Origin of the sequence: Sulfuricurvum sp. IAE1, from assembly GCF_004347735.1 — a bacterium.
GTDB lineage: Bacteria > Campylobacterota > Campylobacteria > Campylobacterales > Sulfurimonadaceae > Sulfuricurvum.
The window spans coordinates 114,911-139,518 of record NZ_SLTI01000007.1 but is presented as its reverse complement, the minus strand read 5'-3'; the positions used below and the strand labels follow the sequence as shown (position 1 = coordinate 139,518).

General features: G+C 54.3%; 18 protein-coding genes. 11 read left to right on the top strand and 7 right to left on the bottom strand.

What is annotated here, in order from left to right; genetic code table 11:
• Positions 1-6 precede the first annotated feature (6 nt).
• The 6 genes from E0765_RS01260 to E0765_RS01235 all read left to right on the top strand — a co-directional run bounded on the left by E0765_RS01260 (position 7) and on the right by E0765_RS01235 (position 9,013).
• Positions 7-1,686 carry a ShlB/FhaC/HecB family hemolysin secretion/activation protein gene (locus E0765_RS01260; protein WP_132811403.1) on the top strand — a complete coding sequence of 560 codons (1,680 nt, stop codon included), beginning with the start codon at positions 7-9 and terminating at the stop codon, positions 1,684-1,686.
• A 160-nt stretch (positions 1,687-1,846) separates the two neighbouring features.
• The gene (locus tag E0765_RS01255) at positions 1,847-3,502 is read left to right on the top strand and encodes a 30S ribosomal protein S1 (RefSeq protein WP_132811402.1); all 1,656 of its coding nucleotides are present in this window, start codon (positions 1,847-1,849) and stop codon (positions 3,500-3,502) included.
• A gap of 5 nt (positions 3,503-3,507) precedes the next feature.
• Positions 3,508-3,990 carry a hypothetical protein gene (locus E0765_RS01250; RefSeq protein ID WP_132811401.1) on the top strand — a complete coding sequence of 161 codons (483 nt, stop codon included), beginning with the start codon at positions 3,508-3,510 and terminating at the stop codon, positions 3,988-3,990.
• Positions 3,990-5,579, top strand: a complete 1,590-nt coding sequence (gene serA, locus E0765_RS01245; RefSeq protein ID WP_132811400.1) for a phosphoglycerate dehydrogenase — start codon at positions 3,990-3,992, stop codon at positions 5,577-5,579. The genes E0765_RS01250 and serA overlap by 1 nt, the downstream gene beginning before the upstream one ends.
• A gap of 162 nt (positions 5,580-5,741) precedes the next feature.
• A complete protein-coding gene (locus E0765_RS01240) occupies positions 5,742-8,693 on the top strand; it encodes an HNH endonuclease (RefSeq protein WP_132811399.1) in 2,952 nt (983 codons plus the stop codon).
• A complete protein-coding gene (locus E0765_RS01235; protein WP_132811398.1) occupies positions 8,690-9,013 on the top strand; it encodes a thiamine-binding protein in 324 nt (107 codons plus the stop codon). Before E0765_RS01240 ends, E0765_RS01235 begins: the two co-directional genes overlap by 4 nt.
• On the opposite strand, the gene E0765_RS01230 is transcribed toward E0765_RS01235, so the two are convergent.
• From E0765_RS01230 to E0765_RS01200, 7 genes are all read right to left on the bottom strand, one after another.
• Positions 9,014-11,593, bottom strand: a complete 2,580-nt coding sequence (locus tag E0765_RS01230; RefSeq protein WP_132811397.1) for a chemotaxis protein CheW — start codon at positions 11,591-11,593, stop codon at positions 9,014-9,016. It lies immediately after the preceding gene.
• 212 nt (positions 11,594-11,805) lie between these two features.
• Positions 11,806-13,242, bottom strand: coding sequence for a YdiU family protein (locus E0765_RS01225; protein WP_132811396.1), 1,437 nt, complete (start codon positions 13,240-13,242; stop codon positions 11,806-11,808).
• A gap of 61 nt (positions 13,243-13,303) precedes the next feature.
• The gene (locus E0765_RS01220) at positions 13,304-15,115 is read right to left on the bottom strand and encodes a flagellar assembly protein A (RefSeq protein ID WP_132811395.1); all 1,812 of its coding nucleotides are present in this window, start codon (positions 15,113-15,115) and stop codon (positions 13,304-13,306) included.
• Positions 15,116-16,825: an efflux RND transporter permease subunit gene (locus tag E0765_RS01215; protein WP_132811394.1), complete on the bottom strand. Its 1,710-nt coding sequence runs from the start codon at positions 16,823-16,825 to the stop codon at positions 15,116-15,118.
• Positions 16,825-18,411, bottom strand: coding sequence for an efflux RND transporter permease subunit (locus E0765_RS01210; RefSeq protein WP_132811393.1), 1,587 nt, complete (start codon positions 18,409-18,411; stop codon positions 16,825-16,827). The genes E0765_RS01215 and E0765_RS01210 overlap by 1 nt, the downstream gene beginning before the upstream one ends.
• A gap of 10 nt (positions 18,412-18,421) precedes the next feature.
• A complete protein-coding gene (locus E0765_RS01205; protein WP_132811392.1) occupies positions 18,422-19,207 on the bottom strand; it encodes an efflux RND transporter periplasmic adaptor subunit in 786 nt (261 codons plus the stop codon).
• A complete protein-coding gene (locus E0765_RS01200) occupies positions 19,207-20,574 on the bottom strand; it encodes a TolC family protein (protein ID WP_132811391.1) in 1,368 nt (455 codons plus the stop codon). Before E0765_RS01200 ends, E0765_RS01205 begins: the two co-directional genes overlap by 1 nt.
• Before the next feature lie 202 nt (positions 20,575-20,776).
• On the opposite strand from E0765_RS01200, the gene efp reads away from it, so the two are divergent.
• From efp to E0765_RS01175, 5 genes are all read left to right on the top strand, one after another.
• A complete protein-coding gene (gene efp / locus E0765_RS01195; RefSeq protein ID WP_132811390.1) occupies positions 20,777-21,343 on the top strand; it encodes an elongation factor P in 567 nt (188 codons plus the stop codon).
• Between the two features lie 107 nt (positions 21,344-21,450).
• The gene (locus E0765_RS01190; RefSeq protein WP_132811389.1) at positions 21,451-22,014 is read left to right on the top strand and encodes a DJ-1 family glyoxalase III; all 564 of its coding nucleotides are present in this window, start codon (positions 21,451-21,453) and stop codon (positions 22,012-22,014) included.
• Entirely contained in the window at positions 22,001-22,747 is a 747-nt protein-coding gene (locus tag E0765_RS01185; protein ID WP_132811388.1) for a DUF1566 domain-containing protein, read from the top strand. Before E0765_RS01190 ends, E0765_RS01185 begins: the two co-directional genes overlap by 14 nt.
• A 105-nt stretch (positions 22,748-22,852) precedes the next feature.
• Positions 22,853-24,160: a DEAD/DEAH box helicase gene (locus E0765_RS01180; RefSeq protein WP_132811387.1), complete on the top strand. Its 1,308-nt coding sequence runs from the start codon at positions 22,853-22,855 to the stop codon at positions 24,158-24,160.
• Positions 24,161-24,163: 3 nt separating this feature from the next.
• On the top strand, positions 24,164-24,607 hold the full coding sequence (locus E0765_RS01175) for a YaiI/YqxD family protein (RefSeq protein WP_132811386.1): 444 nt from the start codon (positions 24,164-24,166) through the stop codon (positions 24,605-24,607).
• The last annotated feature ends 1 nt before the right edge of the window (position 24,608 follow it).

Below are 24,608 nucleotides of genomic sequence, written 5' to 3'. Positions count from 1 at the left end.
TCTGCGATGATGAAACGAACCATTACCCTTTCCCTGCTGGCATCGGTCTCTTTGATGGCCGCCGCACCCACGACCGGAGACATCCTCCGCCAGGTGGAACAGCCGAAGCTTCCTGAGACACCCAAAGCGCTGCCAAGTGTCGGAGCGGGGGAATACAAAGCGCCGCTTGAAGCCAAAGACACGGTAAAAGTCTTTGTAAAATCGTTCAAATTCAGCGGAAACACCGTTTTCGGATCGGACGTTCTGGCTGAACTGGTCAAACCCTACGAGGGAAAAGAACTGGGAATCAACGCTCTCAAAGAGGTCGCATCGGTAATCACCAAATACTACCGTGATAACGGCTACTTCGTAGCCCGTGCGTATATCCCCGCGCAAAGCATGGAGAACGGCATCGTCGAGATTGCGATCATCGAAGGGACGTACGGATCGTTCGACATGAAAAACAGCTCTCTGGTCGATACCGCCGAAGTACAGGGATTCATGGACCATCTCAAGCAAGGTCAGATCGTCTCCACGATGAGCCTTGAGCGCCAGATGCTCCTCATCAACGATCTCTCGGGTGCGCAGGTGACCAACGCCGAAGTTTACCCGGGAGAGGCAGTCGGAACCAGCGACTTTCGCATCACCGTCTCCCCGACGCCCAAATACAACGGCTATGCCATAGTCGATAATTACGGAAGCCGCTACACCGGAGAGAACCGTCTGAGTGCGGGTGGTTACATCAACAGCCTCACCGGAATCGGCGATACCCTGAGTATAACCGGGCTCGTCTCCAACACCGCCGATCTCAAAAACATCCGCCTGGGGTATGATCGCCCGCTGGGATATTCGGGACTCAAAGGCGGGGTGAGCTTCAGTATGACCGACTATACCCTTGATGAGATCGAGAACTACGACGCGTACGGACGGACCGACAGTTACAGCGCCTATGTCAGTTACCCGACAATCAAGACCCGCGTCCATACGCAGACCCTCGAGGCATCGTATGACCACAAGGAGATGAAGGACAGCAGCGGAACCCCCGGCAGCGTCGATGAAGCGAAAAAACAGCTCGACGCCCTGACGCTCAAGGCAAGCGATAAACGTAATACCTCGCTCGCCGGCCTTCCCGGAAGCCTGTATGCTTCGGCGGGATACACGATCGGCCATCTGGGACTTAAAAACGGTACGGCCATCACCAACGATGCGGGGCTCAATTCGGGAGGCAACTACACCAAACTGGCCCTGAACGCATTGCACAGCCAGTACCTCAGGGACGGAATGACCCTCCAGAGCACTTGCAAAGCCCAAAAAAGCTTCGGTAACAACCTCGATTCTTCCGAAGATCTCTCGGTAGGCGGAACCAACGGCGTTCGGGCTTACGAAGACAGCGAACTCAGCGGCGACCAGGGGTATGCGATCAGCCTCGATTTGATCTACGCTCTCCCGTCGCTGCGGCAGATCAGCCATAGCACCAGCATCTTTTTGGACCATGCCAAAGTATGGAAAAACGATATGACGTTTAACAGTGACGACAATATCCGCACGCTCAATGCCGTCGGGGTAGGGTATGCCATGAATTACGGCAATTTTGACCTTAAAGCAACCCTTGCGCACGGGTTCGGCGATGAACGCCGCCCCCAGAGCGAAGCGGAATTCCACACCAACTCCAACAAATTCCTCCTGCAGGGAATGATGCGGTTCTAATCCGGAGGGAAGAAGAAATTTTCTTCCCGTCCGCCTCTCCTTGCCTCCTCCTTTTCACCCCCTTTGATTTTTCCGTTTACGCGATATTTCATGCAAATAAAACCGAATCCAAGCATTTTTGCGCTATAATCAGCCAATTTTTAGTTACAAGGGATTAGGTATGGCTTTCGATAACGAAGCGTTCGAAGAAGAAAATTTTGCCGAGATGTTAGAGGCGTCTTTCAAAGAGCAAGAATCTACTCGCATCACCGAAGGTGAAATCGTAGAAATCCAGGAGGGTGACAACCGCGCGTTGGTAGGCGTCGGCGAGAAACTCGAAGGGATCATTTCACTCGACGAGATCCGCGATACGAGCGGCAAACTTCTTTTCAACGTCGGCGACAAAATTACGGTAATGATTACGGGACACTACAACGAGCGTCCGAAAATCTCGTATAAAAAAGTGCTGGAGCAGGAGAAAACGCTTGCGTTTATCAATGCCCACAAAGACGATTTCGAATCGGTCATCGTCGATGCGGTCGTGACCAAGAAAAACAAAGGGGGATACCTCCTCGAAGCGGACGACGTCCACTTCTTCCTCCCCCGCTCGCTCGCGGCGTTCAAAGAGAGCGACAACGTCATCGGCAAAACGGTCAAGGCCCAGGTCGTCAAAATCGACCCGGCGGAAGCTTCGATCGTCGTATCGCGCCGCAAGCTTTTCAATGATGAGCGCAAACGGAAAAAAGAGGTGATCGACGCCCTGATGGAAGAGGGTAAAATCATCCAGGGAACCGTCAAAAAGATCACCAGCTACGGTATGTTCGTAGACGTGGGCGGAATCGACGGTCTCGTTCACTACAACGAAATCAGCTACAAAGGGCCGGTCAACCCTTCCAAACTTTACAAAGAGGGTGACGAAGTAACGGTCAAAGCGATCGCGTACGACAAAGACAAACGCCACCTCTCCCTCTCGATCAAAGCGGTTCAGCCCGATCCGTGGAAAGAGGTCGAAGAGGCTCTGGACGAGGGTGATACCATCACCGTTACCGTCAGCAACATCGAGCCTTACGGCGTATTCGTCGATCTTGGGAACGATATCGAAGGGTTCTTGCACATCTCCGAAATCACGTGGGACAAAAACATCAAGCACCCAAAAGACTACCTCACCGTCGGTCAGGAAATCGACGTCGAAGTGATCGAAATCAATTCGAAAACGCACAAACTGCGCGTTTCGTACAAACGCCTTCAGCCTAAACCGTTCGAAGAATTCATGAAAAAATGCAAAGAAGGCGACGTGGTCAAAGGGACCGTCACCTCTCTGACCGATTTCGGCGCATTCGTCAAAGTAGGCGGCGTCGAAGGGCTCCTGCACAACCAGGACCTGTCATGGGATAAAAACGTCAAATGCAAAGATACGCTCAAAGTAGGCGACGAGATCGAAGTGAAAATCGCTAAGATCAACGCCGAAGACGAAAAAATCTCGTTGAACCGCAAATCGCTCGAAGAGTCTCCGATCGATCAGTTCGCGACAAGCCACAAAATGAACGACGTCGTCAAAGCAACCGTCCGTGACGTCAAAGATTTCGGCGTGTTCGTTTCGCTCGAAGGGGGAGTCGACGCCCTGATCCGTAACGAAGACCTTTACCCCCTCGTTGCCGAGGAGCTTCAGATCGGACAGACGATCGAAGCGGCGATTCTCGTGATCGATGCCAAACGCGACCGTATCCGCCTCTCGGTGAAAAAACTCGAGCGGATCAAAGATCAGGAAATGCTCAACGAAATCAACGACGACGAGTCGAACAGCCTGGGCGACCTTATTAAAGACCAATTGAAATAAGACCGATGGGACGGGTTGCCTACTGGCTGTTTCCTCTTATAGCAGCTGCTGTAGCCGCGTTCATCGTCATTTTCATGATTCAGATCAATCCGTCGGTTCCCCTCTCGGAACGTTTTACGGCGGAGGGAGATGAAAAATCCTCTTTCAGCGCTTCTTCCGAGGAAGAGGGTTGGCTGGAACGTTTCTCCCGAAGCGAAGAAAAAGACTACCATTATCCCGTCAACGAGGTCCATATGGTACTCGACGCGGGAGAACATCCCGAAGTGCCGGCGTACCGGATGACGGTACCGCTGAAAGATTCGTACGAACTTTTTTGCGTGAAACAGGAGCTTTACAATAAAGCGCTCCCGTATTTTCTGCAAAAAGAGGGTGACGCGATGACCCTCCTGGTCGACTCGAACGACCGAAACGTGCTCGCATCTCTTGTAACTAAACTAAAAACCTACCAAATCACGGCGACGGTGTCGCCTTATACAGAGGAAAAGTAATGGAAAAATATAAAATTGTCGTATGTGACCATATCCATGAAGAGGGGCTGAACATTCTGCGCCGCGACGATAAAATCGATATGATTTTTGCCGCGGACATGGACAAAACGGCTCTGCTTGACGTCATCAAGGACGCGGATGTCGCAATTACCCGCAGTTCGACCGATGTCGACGACAAATTTATCAATGCCGCAAAAGGCAGAATGAAAGCGATCGTTCGTGCGGGCGTGGGTGTCGATAACGTAGATATCCCCGGATGTTCTAAAGAGGGGATTATCGTCATGAACGTCCCGACGGCGAACACGATTGCGGCAGTCGAACTTACCATGACCCACATGCTTTCGTGCATGCGTATGTTTCCCTATTCTCACGACCATCTCAAAAACCAGCGTATCTGGAAACGGGAAAAATGGTACGGTTACGAACTCAAAGGGAAAAAACTGGGGATCATCGGTTTCGGTAACATCGGAAGCCGCGTAGGTATCCGCTCCAAAGCGTTCGAAATGGATGTTATCGCATACGACCCTTATATCCATCCTTCCAAAGCGACCGATGTGGGCGTCAAATACACGACGAATTTCGAGGATATCCTTGCCTGCGACATTATCACGATCCATACTCCCAAAAACAAAGAGACGGTCGGGATGATCGGTGCGGATGAAATCGCCAAAATGAAAGACGGCGTCGTCCTCATCAACTGCGCACGCGGCGGATTGTACGACGAAGAAGCCCTCTACGACGGCCTCAAATCGGGCAAAATCCGTTTCGCCGGAATCGACGTGTTCAACAAAGAACCCGCAACCGATCACAAGCTTCTCGACCTCGACAACGTCACCGTCTCTCCGCACCTGGGGGCGAACACGTTCGAATCGCAGTACAACATCGCCGTCGAAGCGGCACAGCAGGCGATCGAAGCGGCCAAAGGGATCGCGTATCCGCACGCCCTGAACCTCCCGATCGACGAGACGAAGATCCCTCCGTTCGTCAAACCGTTCCTTGAAATGGTGCAGAAAATCGGGTTCCTCAGCGCCCAGATCAACAAAGCTCCCATCGTATCGATCAAGGTGAGCGGCCGCGGCGAGATCGCCGAGTATCTCGCATCACTCGCAACGTTTGCAACCGTCGGTGCGCTGGCGGAGATGTCGGGTGAGACGATCAACTACGTCAACGCCGATTTCGTCGCCAAAGAGCGCGGCATCAAAATCGAAACGGAAGAGCTCCCTGAAAGCCCTGTGTATAAAAATCTCGTTACCGTGAAGCTCACCACCGACAAAGAGGCGTTCGAGATCAGCGCGACGATGTTCAACGAAGACGTACAGCGTATCGTTGACATCAACGGCTTCGGCGTCGACGTCGAGCCTACGGGTAATCTGATCCTCTTCAAAAACACCGATGTTCCCGGAGTGATCGGACAGGTCGGCACACTGCTGGGCGCCCACAACGTCAACATCGCCGACTTCCGCCTCGGACGCAACAAGAGCGGCGAAGCGCTTGCGGTCATCATCGTCGATTCCGCCGTCAGCGACAAAACCCTCAAAGAACTCTCTGCCCTTAACGCCTGCATCAGCGTTTCGTACGCAAGAATCTGATTTGAACGGCTAAAGGGGCAACGCTCCTTTGGTTACGCGTGCCGTTGGCACTAAAGCCTGCCTCTTCGAGGTAGGCATCCTCCTGTAAATATTTTCCGTATAGTCTTTCTTTTAGCCCCCCTGAGTTATAATAAAATACTTTCATTTTCACGCGGAGAAGCTATGAGTATCGAAGAGATCGGGGCAATACTGAATGACAAAAAAAAGCTCCTCTCCGAAATCTATTTCGAGCTCCAGGCGGCGTGCGAAGCAAAATACGGCCCCGACACCCTCGTCATCATCGAGGTCGGCTCGTTTTTCGAAGTGTACGAAGTCAACAACGAAGAGATGCAGATCGGCAAGGCGAAAGAGGTCGCTGAATTCCTGAACATTCAGCTCACCCGCAAGAACAAGACAATCCTCGAAAACTCGATTCAAAACCCTCTTTTGGCAGGGGTGCCGACCGTCTCGATCGAACGCTATCTCGCGCGGCTGGTACAGTCGAAAAAATACACGATTGTACTGGTGCGCCAGCAGGGGGAACCTCCCCATATCCGCCGCTATATCTCCAACATCATCTCTCCGGGGACCAATTTCGATTACATCGCCGAGTCGAGCGAAAACTATATCGCGTCATTGCTGATTGACCAGAACAACGGCGTCTATTCGGTCGGGTATGCCGCCATCGACGTCGGTACGGGCAAAACGCTCATCAACGAGATCCACGGCACGCGCGAGGACAAAACGTTTGCGCTCGATGAAGTGTTCACACTGTTGCAGAGCTATCAGACCTCCGAGGTAGTGGTAACGTTTTGCGACGCTTCCATCGATACCGAAGAGGTGTCGCGTTACCTCGAGCTGCGATCCCACCACCGCAGCAGTACAAACGAGAAGCGGCTTCGGATCGATTACCAGAACGAGCTTTTCGCGCGGGTGTACCAGATCCGATCCCTTCTCAGCCCCGTCGAGTATCTCGATCTGGAGCGTTATCCCTATGCCTCCGAATCGCTGGGGGTGCTCATCAACGTCATCATCGACCACGACAGCGCGATCATCGAGAAGATGAACCGCCCGACGTTCCTGGGGACGGCGCGCTACATGTACCTGGGGAACAATGCCGCCGAACAGCTGGGGATCATCTCGCGCGACAGCGATGAGATGACGCTGCTCAAACTCATCGACAAGACCTCCACGGCAATGGGAAAACGGCTGTTGCGGGAGCGGCTTCTCAACCCGATCTGCGATCCGAAGCTCCTCGAAGAGCGTTATGACCTGATCGAAAAGATGCAGCGCCATATCGCCCCTTTTGAAACGCGCCTCAAAGAGGTGTACGATCTCGAACGGATCCTTCGGCGGTTGAAGCTGGGGAAACTCCACCCCTTCGAACTGGCCTATTTCCATACGTCGCTGCGGGCCGCGGAGAACCTTTTTGACGAGGCGAAGAAACTGGGGATCTCGTATGATCGTTCCAGCGCCGTTGAATGCGCCCAGTGTGCGCAGGAACTCAACCGGATTTTCGTCATCGAGCGGTGCGCGAAGTTTCGCCGCGATCAGGTTGATGAAAATATTTTTCATGAAGGGATTGATCCGCAGATCGATGCGCTCGAAGCGCTTCAGCGCTCCAACGAAGCCAAGATCGGTGGGATCGTCGAACACATCGGCACCTTTTTCGAAGGGGAGGGGGGACCGTACGCCTCTATCGGGTGGCTGGAGAGCGAAGGGTACCATCTGCTGATGACCCGCAACCGCTATGTGAGCGTCGAGGAGAAACTCCATAACAGCTTTTTTACGGTCGGGGAAGAACACCATTTTTTCCGCGATTTTCAGGTCCGGAAGCTTAAGACGACCGTCAAACTCACCTCGACCCTTCTCGACGAACTCTCCATCGAGAACGCGGGGGCCAAATCGCGGATGCTTTCGCAGGTGCGGGAGCGTTATCGCGAACAGCTCGAACAGATCGAACGCCGTTTTTCGCACGCGATCGAGCATCTGATCGGTTTTCTGGCGGTGCTTGACGTCGCGCTCAGCGGTGCCAAATGCGCGCAGCAGTACCGCTACGTCCGCCCCGAGATCGTAACGGACGCGAAAGAGGCGTTCATCGAGGCGGTAGGTTTGCGCCATCCGCTGATCGAGTCGCGCGAGGAGAACGGGATATTCGTCCCCAACGATCTGTATCTGGGAAAGACGGGGCTGCAGAGTTTCGAAGAGCACACGACACTCGAGGCCAGCGGAGGCGAGGACGTCAAAGGGGTACTGCTGTACGGGATCAATTCCAGCGGGAAATCCTCGCTGATGAAGAGTATCGGCCTCTCGGTCGTGATGGCGCAGGCGGGATTTTTCGTCCCGTGTGCCGCGTTGCGTTTTGCCCCGATCGACAAGCTCCTCACCCGTATCGTCTCCAAGGACAATCTCTACAAAGGGCTCTCTACATTTGCGGTCGAGATGCTGGAGCTGCGCAACATCTTTAACCGTGCGACCCCCAATACCCTCATACTCGGAGACGAGATCAGCCACGGCACCGAAACCGAATCGGCGCTGGCCATCGTCGCCAGCGCGATCCTCAAACTCCGCGAGATCGGGAGCCTCTTCATCTTCGCAACGCATCTGCACCAGCTCTCAAGCTTGAACGAGATCCAGAAGGCCAAGGGGATCGTACTGCTGCACCTGGGGGTCTATTACGACGAAGCGGCCGACCGTCTCGTCTATGACCGCAAGCTCAAAAGCGGGAGCGGTTCGACGCTGTATGGTCTGGAGTTCGCCAAATCGCTTCATATGGACGAGACTTTCCTGAAAAAAGCGTACGAAATCCGCGGCCGGATCACCGACAAGACCCACGAGGCCTCGATGCTGAAGAGGGAGAAAAAGAGCCGCTACAATACGAAGCTCTACCTTACCAAATGCGCATTGTGCGACGAGGCGGTTGACGAGGTACACCATATCATTCCGCAGGCGAACGCCGACGACGGCGGCGGGGTGGGGCATTTTGGCGTTAACCATCGCTACAATTTGATCCCGCTGTGTGCCAAGCATCACCGCCTCGTGCATGAGGGGAAAATCGCCGTTCACGGGTTTGTCATGAGCGAGGAGGGGCTGCGCCTGAGCTACAGCGAAAACACGTTAAAGGATGATCTATGAGCGTATTACTCGAATTCGCGATGTTTCCCACGAGCGACGAATGCCGCAAAGGTGCTTCGGTGTCCCATCAGGTGGCCAGGATTATCGATATGATCGACCGCTCCGGGTTGGCGTATCAGCTCACGCCGATGGGGACGATCGTCGAGTGCGCAAGCGTCAAAGAGGCGCTGGGAATCGTCGAAAAGGCGTACGAACGGCTCGAGGAGTGCGAGAGGGTTTATTCGACGATCAAGCTCGATATCCGCAAGGGGGAGCTCGGACGGCTGAAGGGGAAAATCGCATCGGTCGAAGAGAAGATCGGCCGCGAGGTGCGGCACTGATCAGGCCATTACGCGGCTGAGCGGACGGGAGTAGGGCTGTACGAGCTGGCCGTAGATTTTCGGGACGTCGATGATTGAGATCATTTCGTTGCCGAAATCCTCGGCGCGGTCGGGGATGATGACCGCTTTGGTCAGCGAGTTCTCGTTTTTGAGGACGTTGCTGTAGTGGCTGATCGACCGCAGCGGGATCTCGGGGCTGCTGAAGATCGCATCCACCGCGAGCCCCAGATGAAGCAACTGCCCGTCGATGTCGGCTTTGACGACGATGATCGTATCGCGCTCTTTGTCGTACTTTTTCTCCATTCCCATCAATTTTGCGAGGGAAATGACGCTCACCATCCGTTTATCGAAACCGATGACGCCGAGATTGTATTCGCTGGCGTGGAGGATCGGGGTCAGTTCCTGGTGCATCAGCGAACAGACCACCTCTTTGGATTCGACCGCAAAGAGGGTGTTCCCGATAAAGAACGTTGAAATTTCGCACGTCTCCTCAAGCCCGCTGGGTTTGGGGTAGACATATTCCCGGCGCATCTGCGTTTCTTCTTGGGCCATTGTACATTCGCCGATCGGGCGGAACAAGACGGCGATGATGTCGTTGCGGTATCCGTCGCTGTGTTTGTACTCGCGGTAACCGCTCGAACACGTCGCCCCCAGTGCATAATATAAGCCGTTATAGGCGATCATCTGGGCATGGCTGCGGCCGCAGGGGAGGTTGAGGACCGATTCCCCCAACGCGATCGTGCTTCCCACCTCGATCGACTCGTCGGTCGAAGAGAGGACGCGTCCGCGCCGGTCGACGAAGAGGGCGAACATCCCCTCTTTGATTTCCCCTTCTTCGTTTTTTGGGAGGATATCGTCGAGCATTGCCTGAAATTGCGGTCTCGAATCGAAAACGATCCCGATCCCGCCGACGCTCTCTCCGGCAAAATCGCGGATGCAGGCGTTGTAAACGTAGGTGTGGTCATTGTCGTAAAAGGGGCTCGGTTCGAATTCCGAGACGATATATTCCTGCGTCGTCTGCAGGCGAAGGGCGTCGGCGGCCCACGAATGTCCCACTTTTCTTCCGACGTAATGCTCGTGCGCACCGTTGGAAACAGCCTGGATCGTTCCGTCTCGGTCGTATACGAACATCGTCGCATAGACCGTGTAGAGCGAATTGATGTACTCGAGGATCGATCCCATCTTCGAGCGTTCTTCGGGAGCGAGTTCGCGTTGCGCCAAATATTCGCGGAACGTCGTCGTCAACGCCCACCAGCGGCAGTCGTTGGCCCGTTCGTAGAGGTTGCGGTCCATGATATCGATCGCCAGGGACGACTGGAACCGGAGGTCTTCGAGATAGCGTTCGAGCATCGCGGTGTTGAGGTTGGTGACGGTTTGTTCGAACACCTTTTTGGTCTCTTCGCCCGTTTTGGAAATTTCGCTCAGCAGCGCTTTGGTAAAAGGGTTTTCCTTGTTCGACGCATTGGCGATCTGGACGTTACCGTTCCAGACGGTGATATCGAGCTCGGTCTGGATCTTTTTGGCTTTGTCGAGGATATCTTTGAGTTCCTGCGGGAAATATTCGGTTGTATTGGCGACTTTGTCGAACATCGGGTCGTTCGAGAGGGACGAGTGCGATGATGAACGGAACGCAAGGTGCATCGGAACCATCGCGTGGCCGATCCAGCCGGGGCCTGTATATCCCTGGTATCCGGTCGTTTTAACCGCTTTGTAGAGGTATTCGAAACCGGCGTAGTAGGTTTGATGTGTCGGGGAATTGCGCGCTTCGAGGATTGAACCCACCGGAACGTGATAGGGGGAGGAGGATGCGATGACCTGTCCGTCCTGATCGAGCAGTTCGAGTGCGATGTAGGGGTTTTCCTGAGTCAGTTTGCGGAAAATGCTCCGAAGCTCGTCCTCGAATCGGAAAACGAGGCATAAGACGCCCAGCGCTTCGTCGGTCGAGGGGTCGCTGACGCGGTAGGAATAGATCAGCGAAGGTCGGTTGTGGGTCAGGTCGCTGGGACGGAAGGTCTCGACGTAGCCCTGGTGGGTCTGGAGCGATTCACCCAGCAGCGGATCTTTGGTCGCACTTATAGGGTTGTCGTGATCGAGCTGCACCAGTACGCGTCCTTTGGTATCGAGCAGGATGATGTTCTCATAGACGCTGTATTTGGCAACGTATTCGGCGAAGCGCTGCGTCAGCGCCTCTTTTTTCTCCATTTTCAGCTGACGCAGTTCGTCGGAGATCGAAAGCTCCGCCATTTTCAGGAACTGGAGGTAATGGCGGATGTCGTCGTCGGTTGAGAGAAAACCGATATCGGCGGTTCTCTCGAAGAGGTTGCGGATCAGGATGTCGATCGCCGATTGGGCTTTCGACGAGAGCTCGTCAAGGCTCTTGTTAAACGTCTCCTGGATCAATCGTACCAGCGGCTCGTCAAGCAGGTCTTCAAACGCTTTGCGCGTTTCGCTGGTGTCCATCCCGATGTTGGACATACTGCCAAGCAGGGTCAGCAGGTCCCATTTGTCGGAAAGGGAACTCATGTTTTTTTCAAAATTCTGTACATCGGACATATAGCCGATGAGGTGGTCGCGGTGCATCAAAACTCCTCGTTATTTTGCTGCGACAGTATAAAAGCCAATCAGGACGAATAAGCGACTTGGTTGATTAATTATTAAACAGTTTCATGATTATTACACCGCGGTTACGGACAAAACCGTTATAACTAGAGATGCCGAATCGGGTCGATTCGACGATGCGGGGCAAAGTGGAAGCAATATGATGAGAAAATAATCAGTTTTGGCGTGAACGATTACGACGAACAACTCAGTTTGAGATTCGTCAGGCTATGGGGCGTCGGGCGCGCGAAACGTTCGAATCCCGGATGTTCCCCGTACGGGTCGCGGGCGAGCTGAAGCAAGCTCTCTACGAGCGTAAAATCCTCTTCCTCGGCTTTTTCTATCGCTTCTTGGAGGATATGGTTTTTCAGAACGTATTTGGGGTTGGTGCGGAGCATCTCCCGGTGCCGCTGCGCCGTCGTGCCGCTGTTATCGGCGAGTCTTGCTTCGTAGGCATCGAGCCAGACGTTGAGTTCGTCGGGGGTGAGAGTGAGGGCAAGGAGTGTTTCGCGCTCACCGTCAAAACGGCTGAGGATGCGAAAAAATGGAGTCATATCCACCCGACCGCTTTCGAGGATGCGAAACAGCGATCGGAAGAGTTCGGGATCGTCTTCACGGGGCTCTTCAAGCCCCAGCTTGGCGCGTAAGAGTTTCATAAGCTTCGCAGTGAACCATGTCCCGTAATGTTGCAGAGATTCTTCGAGTTTCGCCTGCGGTATGAGGGGAGAGAGGGCGTGGGCGAGGCGCTGGAGATTCCACAAGCCGATCCCGGGCTGGCTGTCATAGCTGTAGCGGCCGTAGGTATCGGTGTGGTTGCAGACATAGCCGCTCTCGAACGTATCCATAAACGCGAAGGGGCCATAATCGATCGTGATCCCCGCGGAGGACATATTGTCGGTGTTCATGACGCCGTGGTTGAACCCCACCGATTGCCACTGTGCGATGAGTTCGGCGGTACGCCGGACGATTTCGCCGAACATCGCGACGTAAGGCTCTTCGCCGTGTGCGAGTTCGGGGAACGATTCGTTCAGCAAAAAATCGGCGAGCTTTTCGAGCTCGGCGTGACGGTTCGAATGAAAAAAATACTCGAAGCTTCCGAAGCGTATCCACGAGGGGGCCATCCTCAGAACGATTGCCCCTTTTTCCCACCGCTCCCTCGCCACCGGCTCATCGGAGGTGATGATGGCCAGAGCCCGCGAGGTGGGAATCCCAAGACCCGCCATCGCCTCGCTTATGAGATATTCCCGGATCGAAGAGCGCAACACGGCCCTTCCGTCCCCCTGTCTGGAATAGAGGGTTTGCCCTGAACCTTTGAGCTGAAGGTTCCACCCTTTTGTTTTGCCCAGGTTGATCGCGCGCCCGTCGCCCAGGCGCGGGACGTAGTGGCCGAACTGGTGCCCCGCGTAACACATCGCGTAATAACGGGCTCCATCCGGGAGGAACCGACCGTTAAGGAGCGACACGAGTTCTGCCGCTTCCAGGGTATCGGGCGAGAGTCCTAAAAGACGTGCCGCGTCGGGATTGCAGCTGACGAGTCTCGGATTTTTGAGCGGAGAGGGGGGTGTCTCATGGTAAAAAATCGGATCGAGATCCAGATAGGGGGTGGTAAAAGTGAGGTCGGATAATTTCATGCAAGAGTTTTACCCCAAAAAGATAAAACTACGAGACGCTGTTTAAACGAGATGAATCGTTTTAGGATTCTACGAGGAGCTGTTTTTCGTCCCCTTCGAGCCGCAAACGGATGTGGGTCGCTTTACCCTGCGGGGTAAGCGCGTATTCCTCGGAGGTTTTGGAATCGATAAAACTGACCCGTGTATGGCCGTCGTAGACTCCGTGGTGGGTGATGGTCGCGTGCAGGTCCGCTTCGTAGAGTTTTTCGAGCTCTTCACGCAGGGCATGGAGATGCTCGTTGTCTTTGTTCAGCCTCTCTTCCTCGTGCTTGAGGTTTTCGGCTTCGACACGGTACTGTTGAAGCCGCACGATATCGGCACGCATCGGTGCCTTACCGCTTTGGACGGCATTTTTGATCCGTTGCTGGAATACTGTGATCCGGTTGCTTTTCTCTTTAAAGGCGACCTCTTTGGCGATCAGCTCTTTACTTTGCTGTTGGAGTCGGGAAGTTTTGGTGCGGATATCGAGTTCGAGAGATTCAATCTTGTTGTGGTAGGTTTCGATCGCGTGCGGATTGATGATCAGGTTATTCCCGTCCCCTTCGATCGTTTCGACCGTAATCGATTCGAGCGCGGTGATTTTCGCATTCGAATAGAGGGTTTCGACTTCGACGATGCGGCCGATTATTTCTCCCCCCACCATTTTTTTGACCCGGACGATGTCGGCTTCGACTTTTCCGATTTCAAGAATTTCGATGATCGCCTCTTTGGCCTTGAGATTGCCCCGATGGAGATGGATATTGGCCGTTTCGGTTGCCTGGATCTCCGATTTTTTGTGGGTTTGCGCACCGATATGGAGCTCGCATGCCTGGATTTTGGCGTTGGCACCGACGGTACCGCTCACTTTGAGCTTCTGGACGTCGATGTTGACCCCCGTACCGACCGAATCTTCGGTCGCCTCTTTCTTTTTGATGCTCAGCGAGATCTCTTTGTCCGTTCCCGCTTCGATGGAACCCGTTTTGCGCATCGAGGCCGCTTCGATCTGCAACTCCTGGGAGATGCTGAAAACCCCCTGCTTGCGCTGGAGGTATCCCGAAACGCTGGCGTAGAAACGGACGCTTCTTTCATCTTGTTCGGTCACGATGGTGTTATCATCGATCATGATGAGGCCCGCGTGGCGTATGAGGGGCTCGGGCATAGCGATATGCTGCCCGTCGCATCCCCTGCCGTCGAGGCCGTTTTTCGGGAGGATGTATTCGAGCAGCAAATCGCCGGGATGAATCCCCTCGATCATGCTGTTGTTCTTTTTGAGGTTTTTGTAATGGAGGATCACTTTGTCGTCCACCGGAGGTACGGGAGGATAAAACTCGCCGACGGGGAGACGGTAGGGGGCATTGAGCCCCCCCTCTTTCTGAAGTTTGAGGAGGAGCCGGTTGATCTCTTTGTCAAGATTTTGCTCGTACAGTCCGATCAGGAAGCCGTGCCGGAGCTGACGGTTTCGGAACGCTTCCTTGATCCAGTCCTGGACCCCTTTTTTGAGAGGAATGACCGATTTGGGATCGATGATGGCGACGACTTTGCTTTTGTATTTGTCGCTGGCAAGGCTGAAGCGAAGGTTGAGCAAGGGGTGGGGTTTGGCTTCGCGGATACGGATCTGATATTCCTGACGGAGTAAAAAGGTGCTCGAACGGATCTCTATTTCGGTCGTTTCGGTCAGGAGGTCTTTGCCTTTGAGAAGCTGCCACTCCTCGTCGACCGTCCCCTGATAATAGGTCGTATACGACAGGAGGTCGAAGTCGAAAGCATCGGCCGAAATCCCCTGTTCGTTCGCTACTTCCAGCAGCGTATTCATGACGTTATCGGTAAGTTTGACGACCGGCGAAAAGGTGGACAATCATGGCTCCATAATCGAAACTGCTTTGCGCTCCTTGAAATCGAAATGGCGTTCAAGATCGGAATTGTCGATCAGGACGGGTACGACGACCAAGGATGCGATGACTGCCGCTATTGTACCAAAAATAAGTGAAACGCCAAGCCCTCCGAATACTGCGTCGCTGGCCAGAAGCGTCGATGCGAGAATGATCGCCGCTGCGGTCAGGAAAATCGGTTTGGCACGCGTTGCCGTCGCATAGGCGATCGCCTCTTTTTTATGCATCCCTTTATCGACCATAAGCGATTTGGTAAAATCGATAAGCAGGAGCGAATTACGCGAGCTGATTCCGATGAGGGCGATGAAACCGATCAGCGACGTCGCGGTGAGGAAGAAGGTATCGGCGGTGAAGAGATCGACGATGCCGTGTCCCACGATGACCCCGATGATCGAGAGAAAACTGCCCAGGAGCACGATGCCGCTGAGTACGAAGCTTTTGTAATAAACCACCATCAGCAAGAAGATCAGCACCAGCGCGGCGATAAAGGCACCTCCGAGATCGACGAAGGTGTCGAGAGTGACTTCCATTTCGCCGTCCCAGAGCAGTTCGTAGATTTTCCCCGTTTTTTTGTCGGTCAGTTCGAGATTGAAAAGGCCGATTTTACGGATTTCGTACTCGTCCCCAAACGTATCGAGGATAACGTTGCGGGCATCCATGAGCGGGTAGACCTGCGAAACCATGTCGGTTTCGGCGAGGACATTGGTCATCTGGTGCAGGTTCTTGGACATGATCATCGGGTTGGATTTGACCGGTACGATCTCCACCACTTCGGTGATCGGGACCATCATTCCCATCTGGTTCATCAGCTTGAGTCCGGCGAGTTTGTATTCGATCGCCGTTTTGTCGCGTGACGCGAATTTTTTCCCCTCGGGGGTCAATGTGAGGAAAATAGGGATCTGGTCGGTCGCTTTCTGCGAATTCTTGACGGCGACCCCCATCCCCTCGAACGCGAGGTACAAGACGTCGTTGACGTGTTTGACGTCGAGGCCGGAGAGGCTGATTTTGTCGGTGTTGACCCGCACTTCGAACTTGTCGTAGATCTCGTCTTGCATGATGTCGATGTCGACGAGCCCTTCGGTCTGTTTGAAAACCCCTTTGACCCGTTCGGCGAGGTGGCGAATCCCCTGGGTGTCGTTTCCGTAGATTTCGGCCACGACGGCGGCCATGGTCGGAGGGCCTGCGGGAGGCTCGATGAATTTGATGCTGGTTCCGGGATAGAGGTTCTCGCACTCTTTGACGATCACCGGGCGCAGGCGCTGCACCATCATGTAGGAGGGCTCGTCGCGATCGTGTTTTTTGGTGAGGTTGACGACGATTTCGGAGACGTTTTCGCTGCTTTTGAAATGTGAACCTTTGATGAGTCCCGCGAAATCAAGCGGCGAACCCGTTCCGAGGAATACTTCGGCGTCCAATGCCTCGGGTTCGTTTTGCAATACGCCCACGACGCATTCGCTCACTTCGCGGGTCTGCTCGATCGAACTTCCGCCGGGCAGGTCGATGTAGACACTGTATGTGTCGTTGTTTTTCCCCGGAAGCATTTTTGCCAGAACGAGTTCCGTGGGGATCAGCGCGACCGAAAAGACAAACGCCCCGAGGGTTCCCCACAGCACCTTTTTCTTTTTGGCGGGGTCGTTGAGGATAGAAAGCAGATAATTTTCAAATTTTTTATACATCAGTGAACCTCTGCGTGATGGTCGGGTTTTTTAAGAAGCCGCACGGCAAGGTACGGGGTGAAAATATAGGCTACGAAGAGCGAAGCGATCAGCGCGACGGGGACGTTGGCGGGGATCGGCTTCATGAACTGCCCCATCATCTGCCCGACAAACGCCATCGGAACCATGGTGAGAATAATCGCCAGCGTGGCGATGTTCGTCGGCGCACCGATCTCGTCGGTCGCCTCGATCATCAGTTCGTCGGCATCCTGGTCGGCCGCGTGGGCGGAGTGGAAATGGCGATGGATGTTTTCGATGACGATGATCGCCGCATCCACCAGCAGCCCCAGACTCAGCAAAAAGGCGAACAGGGTAATCCGGTTGACCGTCTGTCCGGTGATGTAGGCGATGAACAGCGTGATCGCCAGGATCGCCGGAACGGTGAAGGTGACGATGAGCGATTCGCGCCACCCCAGCACGAAAATCAGCAAAACGGCGATGATGACGATCGAGAGGATCAGGTGAAAGACGAGTTCATTGACCGCTTCGTTCGCCCGTTCGCCGTCGTTGCGGGTGATGACGTAGCTGATCCCCTCTTTTTTCATCTGTTCTTTGTACTTTTCGAGTTCTTCTTTGACCGAATCGGCGATGACGACCGCATTGGTCCCCTGGAGCTTCGAAACGGTGAGGGTGACCTGGTCTTTGAGCGGTGAGAATTTCCCGTCTTCGCCGCGTACGGTCACGAGGGCCGATTTGAAGTTCTGGATATCGCTTCCGGCGGTGACGGTGGCGACGTCACGCAGGTAGATGGCCGATCCGCCGTATTGGGCGACGATGATGTTTCCGACGTCTTCGACGTTTTCGATCGCGTTACGCACGCCGATCATGACGATTTCGTTTTTCTCGGTTTTACCCTTGATTTCGGGAACGTTGTAGGCCAGAGACTGGGTCGCCATGACGATCTGTCCGAGCGAGAGGTTGTAGCCCGCGAGGCGGTTCATGTCGACGAGGACGTTGAACTGGTGTTTTTTGGCCCCTTTGATATCGGTGACGGCGACGTTTGGAAGGCCGTTGATATGGTGCTGGATCGCCTTGACGTGGTCGTAGAGGACGGTCGGGTCCATTTTCGGATCGTTGGCGTAAAACGCGACCGAGAGGACGGGGATGTCGACGTCGATGTCGAGCGGTTTGATGATCGGCTGCATTGCCCCCTTGGGGAGGATACTCATGTTCTGCATGATCTTGTCGTAGATTTTGAGGTTTGAGTCCTCTTTTTCCTCACCGATGTAGAAGGCCGCGTTGATCACCGCGACGTTGTCCATCGCCATCCCGTGGATGTGCTCGATCCCTTTGACCTCTTTGAGTTTGCGCTCGAGCGGTTTGACGATGACGTTCTCGACTTCGCTGGCGGTCGCGCCGGGAAGGGCGATGATGACCGTAGAACCGCTCACGACCATCTGCGGGTTCTCTTCGCGCGGCATCATGATGAGGGCGATGTAGCCGATCACGAGGAGAAATACCCCTAGGATCGGGGTGAGAGGATTGCGGATAAACCCTTTGGCGAGTTTTCCGGCAATATCTTTGGGCTGGTAGGCGTTCGGTTGCATCGGCTACCCCTTACTGGATCTCGACGGTAGCGTACATACCCGGATAGACGGTTTGTTTGGCCGAAAACGATACCTTGATGCGGAACGTATGGGTCATCGGGTTGGAACTGGGGATGATGGCGCTTACTTTTCCGATACCGCTGTATCCGACCGAGGGGATCGATACTTTGACCCGCTTCCCTACGGGAACGAGCTTGAGGTTGTTTTCGGCCACTTCAACTTCGATTTTGAGCGAGTTCAGATCGGCCAGAACGATCGCGGGCATCCCCGGCATTGCCATTTCGCCGACTTTGATGTTCTTGGAGATCACCACGCCGCTGTTGGGGGCGGTGATGCGGAGGTAATTGTACTGGTTATTGACTTCTTTGAGGCGAGCCTTGGCCTGATTGACCTGGCGTTCGGCGATTGCGATCATGTTCTGGAGGTTTTTCTTGGAGAGTTCGAGGTTTTCCACTTCGTATTTACTCACCATGTCCTGCTGCAACAGTCGGCGGTTACGCTCCAGGTTCAACTCCAGGTTGGCGTATTGGTTTTGGTACATCTGCAAAGAGAGTTCGGCCTGGGCGATCCCCAGCTCGACCTGCGTTTTGGCCGAATCGATTTCGCGCGAGTCGATCGTGTACAGCAGCTGTCCTTTGGAGACGCGGGAACCTTCGGAGACGTTGACGCTGGTGACGAAGCCCATGTTACGGCTTGTGATCATTTTCTGGTTGTCGCTGATGACGCTTCCAGAGAGGTTCAGTCCCGCTGCGGCGAGGGAAGAGGCGAGGGCGATCGTAGTGATGAGAAATTTCATTATTTGACTCCGTTGCTAAGTTTTTCGAGGGCGAAAATACGCTCGTTGCGCTGGTTTTTGACCATTTGAAGGTTCAATACCTTTTCAATCTGCTGGGACTGTTTGACGATGACGTCGCTCATCGAGGCAAGGTGTTCGTGGTAGCGACCTTCGTAATTTCGGTAAATCTGGCTGGCGAGTTCGAGCTCTTTTTCAAGGCTTCTCACCTGCGCGTTGAGGCTTTCGATTTCGGTGCGGATCTTGTCGTATTGCAAAGCGATCCCCTTGCGGGCGAGTTCGACCTGCGTTTTTGTTTTGAGGCGCTCGATACGCGCTTTTTCCAGCGATGCGCCGTCGACGCCCCCGTTAAAGAGGTTCCAGGTCAGGCGGGCCCCGAACGTGTACCCCTTATGGTCTCCGAAATCGCCGCCGAAGGTGTCGTCCGCGGTGCTGGTTTCGGCGAATGCGCCGATCTGGGGGAGGAAAGGGGCATAGGCCAGATCGACCATGCTTTCACGTACTTCAAGCCCTTTGGAAGCTTTTTGAAGGTCGATGTTATGGGCGAGAACATCGTCTTCGCCGACGGCCGAAGCGGGGTAGTCGCTGCGGGGAAGCTCGATTTCGGCCACGTCGCGGTTGAGAAGAAAACTGATGTAATGGTACAGCAGCTTTTTGTTCGCTTCCATTTCGCTCAGGCTCCGCTCGACGTTCGCTTTTTTCGCCTGCACTTCGAGAAGGTCCACTTTTTTGGCATACCCTTCGGTGATCATCATCTGTGTCGTCCGCTCAAGGGTGGCGATGTTGTCACGGATGATGCTCATGTGGTCGATGCTATTTTGGAGCAGGGCCATATCGTAATAGCTTTTGCGCAGTTCGTAACTTTTTTCGGTTTTCACCTGCTCGGCGTCGAGTTTTTTGATTTTTTCCATTTTTTCGGCGATGTCGCCGTACGCGCTCAGTTTGCCTCCGGTATAAACGGGGAGCATGTAGGTGAGTTTTGTCTGGAAATAGTTATGGTAGCCCGGATAGTTGAGGTGTTTGGGGGGCTTGGTGTAAAGGTCGGGCGCACCCGCCATCTGGTTGGCGACGAACTCGTCGGCGCTGAAATCGCCGAATGTCGCTTCCCGGGAGCTGAGTTTGAAACCGAAAACGTTGCTCGGGTCGTTGGAACGGCTGAACGTCTGGGTCAGGTCCAGCGAACCGAAGTGGTAACCCCGGGCGATGTCGACGTCGGTTCCGGCCGTCTTGGCATCGAGGTCGGCCGTTTTGATTTCGAGGTTTTGTTTGTGCAGAATATCGAGTGCTTCGCCCAAGCTCAGCCCCGCCGCCTGCAGGTGGCAGGAGGTAAGCAGCAGCGATGCGGACAGGATACGGGATAGTGCTGACATGAAGGTTATCCTTGTAACTATTTGTGTTAATAATCAAATGTATAAGTATTATTATACACGTTTGCGTATTGGACGAAACTAAAATGAAGGCGGAACAAACCGCTCAAACGGATGAATAGTGTACCATAAGTTACACCCGGTTTGAAATTCGTCGCCGTTTCGGGTAAAATTCGCCCATAAAAGAATCGCAAGGAATCAGAAAATGGCAACAATCGGTATGGGTGATATCAAAAAGGGCGTACGTCTGGAAATCGACGGCAACCCGTTTAAAGTTGTGGAGTTCCAACACGTTAAACCGGGAAAAGGGGCGGCGTTCGTCCGGATGAAAATCAAAAACTTCAAAAACGGCAAAGTAATCGAAAAAACGGTTCATGCCGGGGATAAATTCGAAGTGCCGAACATGGCGCACAAAACGATGCAGTTCCTCTACGACGACGGCGAAATGCTTCAGTTCATGGACAACGAAAGCTACGAGCAGCTCGGTCTGACCTACGATCAGTGCGAAGAGGCGATGAAGTGGATCAAAGACGGTACGAACGTCCAGATGGTTTTCCACAATAACGAAGCGATCAGCGTCGATGCTCCCGAGATCATGGAACTCAAAATCGTCGAAACTCCGCCGAACTTCAAAGGGGATACGTCAAGTGCCTCCAAAAAACCGGCTACCCTTGAAACCGGTGCGGTCGTTCAGGTCCCTTACCACGTTCTGGAAGGCGATATCATCAAAGTCAACACCGTCGAGGGCGAATACCTCGAAAAAGTGAAATAATTTCTTCTTTTCCTTCTTTAGGGCGGGGCTTGACCCCGTAACTTTCTTTTTGTATCATTCACCCTATATCTGAGAGATAAGTCATTTCAGCCGACAAAGGACCTCCCATGCCCAAAGTTTTAGTTCCCCTTGCCGAAGGATTCGAAGAGATTGAAGCGGTCAGCGTTATCGACGTGATGCGACGTGCGGGCATCGAGGTCGTTTTGGCTTCCCTGGATGAACGGATGAACGTGAGAGGAGCCCACGGTATTGAGATTCAGGCCGATCGGAGTATCCAGGGGATCGATGCGGACGATCTCGACATGATCGTACTTCCCGGAGGATGGGGCGGTACGAAAGCTCTTGCGGCCGATGAACGGGTTCAGGCGCTGCTCAAAGCGATGGATGCGAAAGGAAAAAGGATAGGGGCGATCTGTGCCGCTCCGTTTGCCCTTGAAGCGGCGGGCGTGCTCAAAGAGGGCTACACCTGTTATCCCGGGATCGAATCCGAAATCAAGACGGGCGGATTTACTCCGCAAAACGACGTCGTGACGAGCGGTAACGTTATGACCTCCCGCGGCCCGGGAACGGCGATCTGCTTCGGTCTGGCCATCGTCAAACAACTGGTCGGACGCGAGGCGTGCGAAAAATTGCGTAACGGCCTGCTGGCGGGTTATTGTGCGGATTGTTAATCTTGGCTGGGTGCTCGGCATCGCCCTGTGTGCCCAGGCCGAAAACCGTTTTTCCGCTACCGAAACCCTGACGCAGGAAGAGGCGATCAAATATTGCCGGGAACTCGGGCCCGGCTGGAGGGCGATGGAGATCGGCGAACTCTTCGCCATGCCGCGCGGGGGTGCGTTTAGAGAAAATTTCAGCTATTGGTCGGCAAACCAGGGTCCTTCGGACAATACCGTCATCGGCAGCGGCAGCGAAGGGGACGGCGGGATCATCGCGACGGTGGGATATGCCTTCTATCCCAAAGAGCGCAACATCACCCTCTCCCCTCCTGGAAAACGGATTGCCGCGGCATGCACCGACGTTCCGAAGAAGCTGCGCCAACGTGATTACGTCCTGACTGCCGAAGGGACCCTTGATCGGGAAAACGCTTTGCTGTGGCATGCGTTCGATGCGACCGACAAACGACTCAAATATACGTTCGAAAAAGCCGAAGAGATGTGTTCGAACCTCTCGTTGCACAATCGCAGCTGGCGTCTTCCGACCCTGGACGAACTTTACGGAATCGTCGATTACTCCCGCTTCCGCCCTACCGTCGACATGAAATTTTTCGGGCCGATGATGCATCGGTATTACTGGACATCCGATACGCTTAGTTCCCAGGAAGCGTATGTGGTCGGTTTCAAGCTCGGTTCGGTCGCCACCGTCCCCAAAAGCGAAGAAGCCCACGTCCGCTGTGTGAGCGAATAGCCAAGATTTTGGCTATAATACGCCTAATAAACGGAAAATCCGTAAAGCTCTCTGATCTCTGCACTTGTTCTCCGCTTTCCAACACCTAAAGGAACTCAAAACCCAATGTCATTTACCAAACTTAACCTTTCCGCACCGATACTTAAAGCGGTTGCCGAAGAGGGCTACACAACACCGACCCCCGTACAGGCCCAGGCGATTCCCTATATTCTTGAAGGACGGGATATGCTCGCCGGCGCCCAGACGGGGACCGGGAAAACGGCGGGGTTTACCCTTCCGATGCTTGAACTTCTGGCCCGCAACAAACCTGCCAAAGGGCCACGCCACGTACGGGTTCTGATCCTCACCCCGACGCGTGAACTCGCCGCGCAGGTGGGGGAGAGCGTCAAAACATACGGGAAATACCTTCCCTTCAAAAGTGCCGTCATTTTCGGCGGCGTCGGGATGCAGCCGCAGATCACGACGCTGCGCAACGGCGTCGACATCCTTGTCGCCACTCCCGGACGGCTGCTCGATCATGTCTCGCAGGGAACGGTCGATCTGCGCCACGTCGAGATGTTCGTCCTCGACGAAGCCGACCGGATGCTCGATATGGGATTTATCCGCGACATCCGCCGCGTCATCGCCATTTTGCCGCCCAAAAAGCAAAACCTCCTTTTTTCAGCGACCTACTCAGATGAGATCAAAAAACTGTGCGAATCGATCCTCCGTAACCCCGCCGTTGTTGAGGTGGCCCGCCGCAACACCTCCAGCGAACTGGTCCGCCAAAGTGTGATCCTTGTCGATTGCAAGCGCAAAAGCGCGCTGCTGGGGAAACTGATCGCCGACAACAAATGGGAACAGGTACTCGTATTTACCCGCACCAAGCACCAGGCGAACAAGCTCTCCGACTATCTGGGTAAAATCGGGATCAGTGCCGCGGCGATCCACGGGAATAAAAGCCAGAATGCCCGTACCAAGGCGCTGGCCGATTTCAAGAGCGGTGCGGTGAAAATCCTCGTTGCGACCGATATCGCTGCGCGGGGCCTGGACATCGACCAGCTCCCGCATGTTGTCAATCTCGAACTTCCCAACATCGCCGAGGACTACGTCCACCGCATCGGACGTACCGGACGGGCGGGAAATGCCGGAGAAGCGGTATCGCTGGTGTGCGTGGACGAATACGACTACCTCAAGGGGATCGAGAAACTGATCAACCGCAAGCTCGAACGCAGCATCATCGAAGGGTTTGAACCTGATCCCTCCATCAAAGCCGAACCGATACAGCAAGGACGCGGCGGACGCGGCGGCGGGGGAGGGCGCGGCAACGCCCCTCGTTCCAAGCCGCAGGGGGAGAAGCCGCAAGGCGGGCGCAGGGAACCGCAGAAACGGGAAAACCGCACCCACCACGGCGAAAGCCGTCGGGGACGCTAAACGGTGAAAATCCTCGTCGACGCCGACGCGTTCCCCAACGCCCTCAAAGAGATTTTATTGCGGGCGGTACTTAAGCGTCAGATTACGACCGTTTTTATCGCCAATAAGAAAATCAGCGTTCCCGATGTGCACCACGTCTCAATGGAGATCGTCGCGCAGGGGCCGGACGAGGCGGATCACCGCATTGCCGAACTGTGCGAAAAAAGCGATCTCGTCATCACCGCCGACATCCCTCTGGCCGACCGTGTCGTGACCAAGGGCGCCGTGGCCCTCGATCCGCGCGGGACGATCTACGATGAGAACAACGTCAAACACCTGTTAGCGATGCGGAACCTGATGGAGGAACTCCGCAATGCGGGGGAGATCACCGGCGGACCGAGTGCCATCGGGGAAAAAACGGTGAGGGCGTTCGCGGACGGGTTGAATAGAGTGCTTTCAAAACGCTAAG

Coding starts and splice junctions, on each gene's coding strand:
- E0765_RS01200 (WP_132811391.1), bottom strand. CDS start 20,574: ATGTCAGCACTATCCCGTATCCTGTCCGCATCGCTGCTGCTTACCTCC.
- E0765_RS01210 (WP_132811393.1), bottom strand. CDS start 18,411: ATGCAACCGAACGCCTACCAGCCCAAAGATATTGCCGGAAAACTCGCC.
- E0765_RS01205 (WP_132811392.1), bottom strand. CDS start 19,207: ATGAAATTTCTCATCACTACGATCGCCCTCGCCTCTTCCCTCGCCGCA.
- E0765_RS01235 (WP_132811398.1), top strand. CDS start 8,690: ATGAGCGTATTACTCGAATTCGCGATGTTTCCCACGAGCGACGAATGC.
- E0765_RS01240 (WP_132811399.1), top strand. CDS start 5,742: ATGAGTATCGAAGAGATCGGGGCAATACTGAATGACAAAAAAAAGCTC.
- E0765_RS01190 (WP_132811389.1), top strand. CDS start 21,451: ATGCCCAAAGTTTTAGTTCCCCTTGCCGAAGGATTCGAAGAGATTGAA.
- E0765_RS01180 (WP_132811387.1), top strand. CDS start 22,853: ATGTCATTTACCAAACTTAACCTTTCCGCACCGATACTTAAAGCGGTT.
- E0765_RS01255 (WP_132811402.1), top strand. CDS start 1,847: ATGGCTTTCGATAACGAAGCGTTCGAAGAAGAAAATTTTGCCGAGATG.
- efp (WP_132811390.1), top strand. CDS start 20,777: ATGGCAACAATCGGTATGGGTGATATCAAAAAGGGCGTACGTCTGGAA.
- E0765_RS01230 (WP_132811397.1), bottom strand. CDS start 11,593: ATGCACCGCGACCACCTCATCGGCTATATGTCCGATGTACAGAATTTT.
- E0765_RS01215 (WP_132811394.1), bottom strand. CDS start 16,825: ATGTATAAAAAATTTGAAAATTATCTGCTTTCTATCCTCAACGACCCC.
- E0765_RS01225 (WP_132811396.1), bottom strand. CDS start 13,242: ATGAAATTATCCGACCTCACTTTTACCACCCCCTATCTGGATCTCGAT.
- serA (WP_132811400.1), top strand. CDS start 3,990: ATGGAAAAATATAAAATTGTCGTATGTGACCATATCCATGAAGAGGGG.
- E0765_RS01250 (WP_132811401.1), top strand. CDS start 3,508: ATGGGACGGGTTGCCTACTGGCTGTTTCCTCTTATAGCAGCTGCTGTA.
- E0765_RS01260 (WP_132811403.1), top strand. CDS start 7: ATGATGAAACGAACCATTACCCTTTCCCTGCTGGCATCGGTCTCTTTG.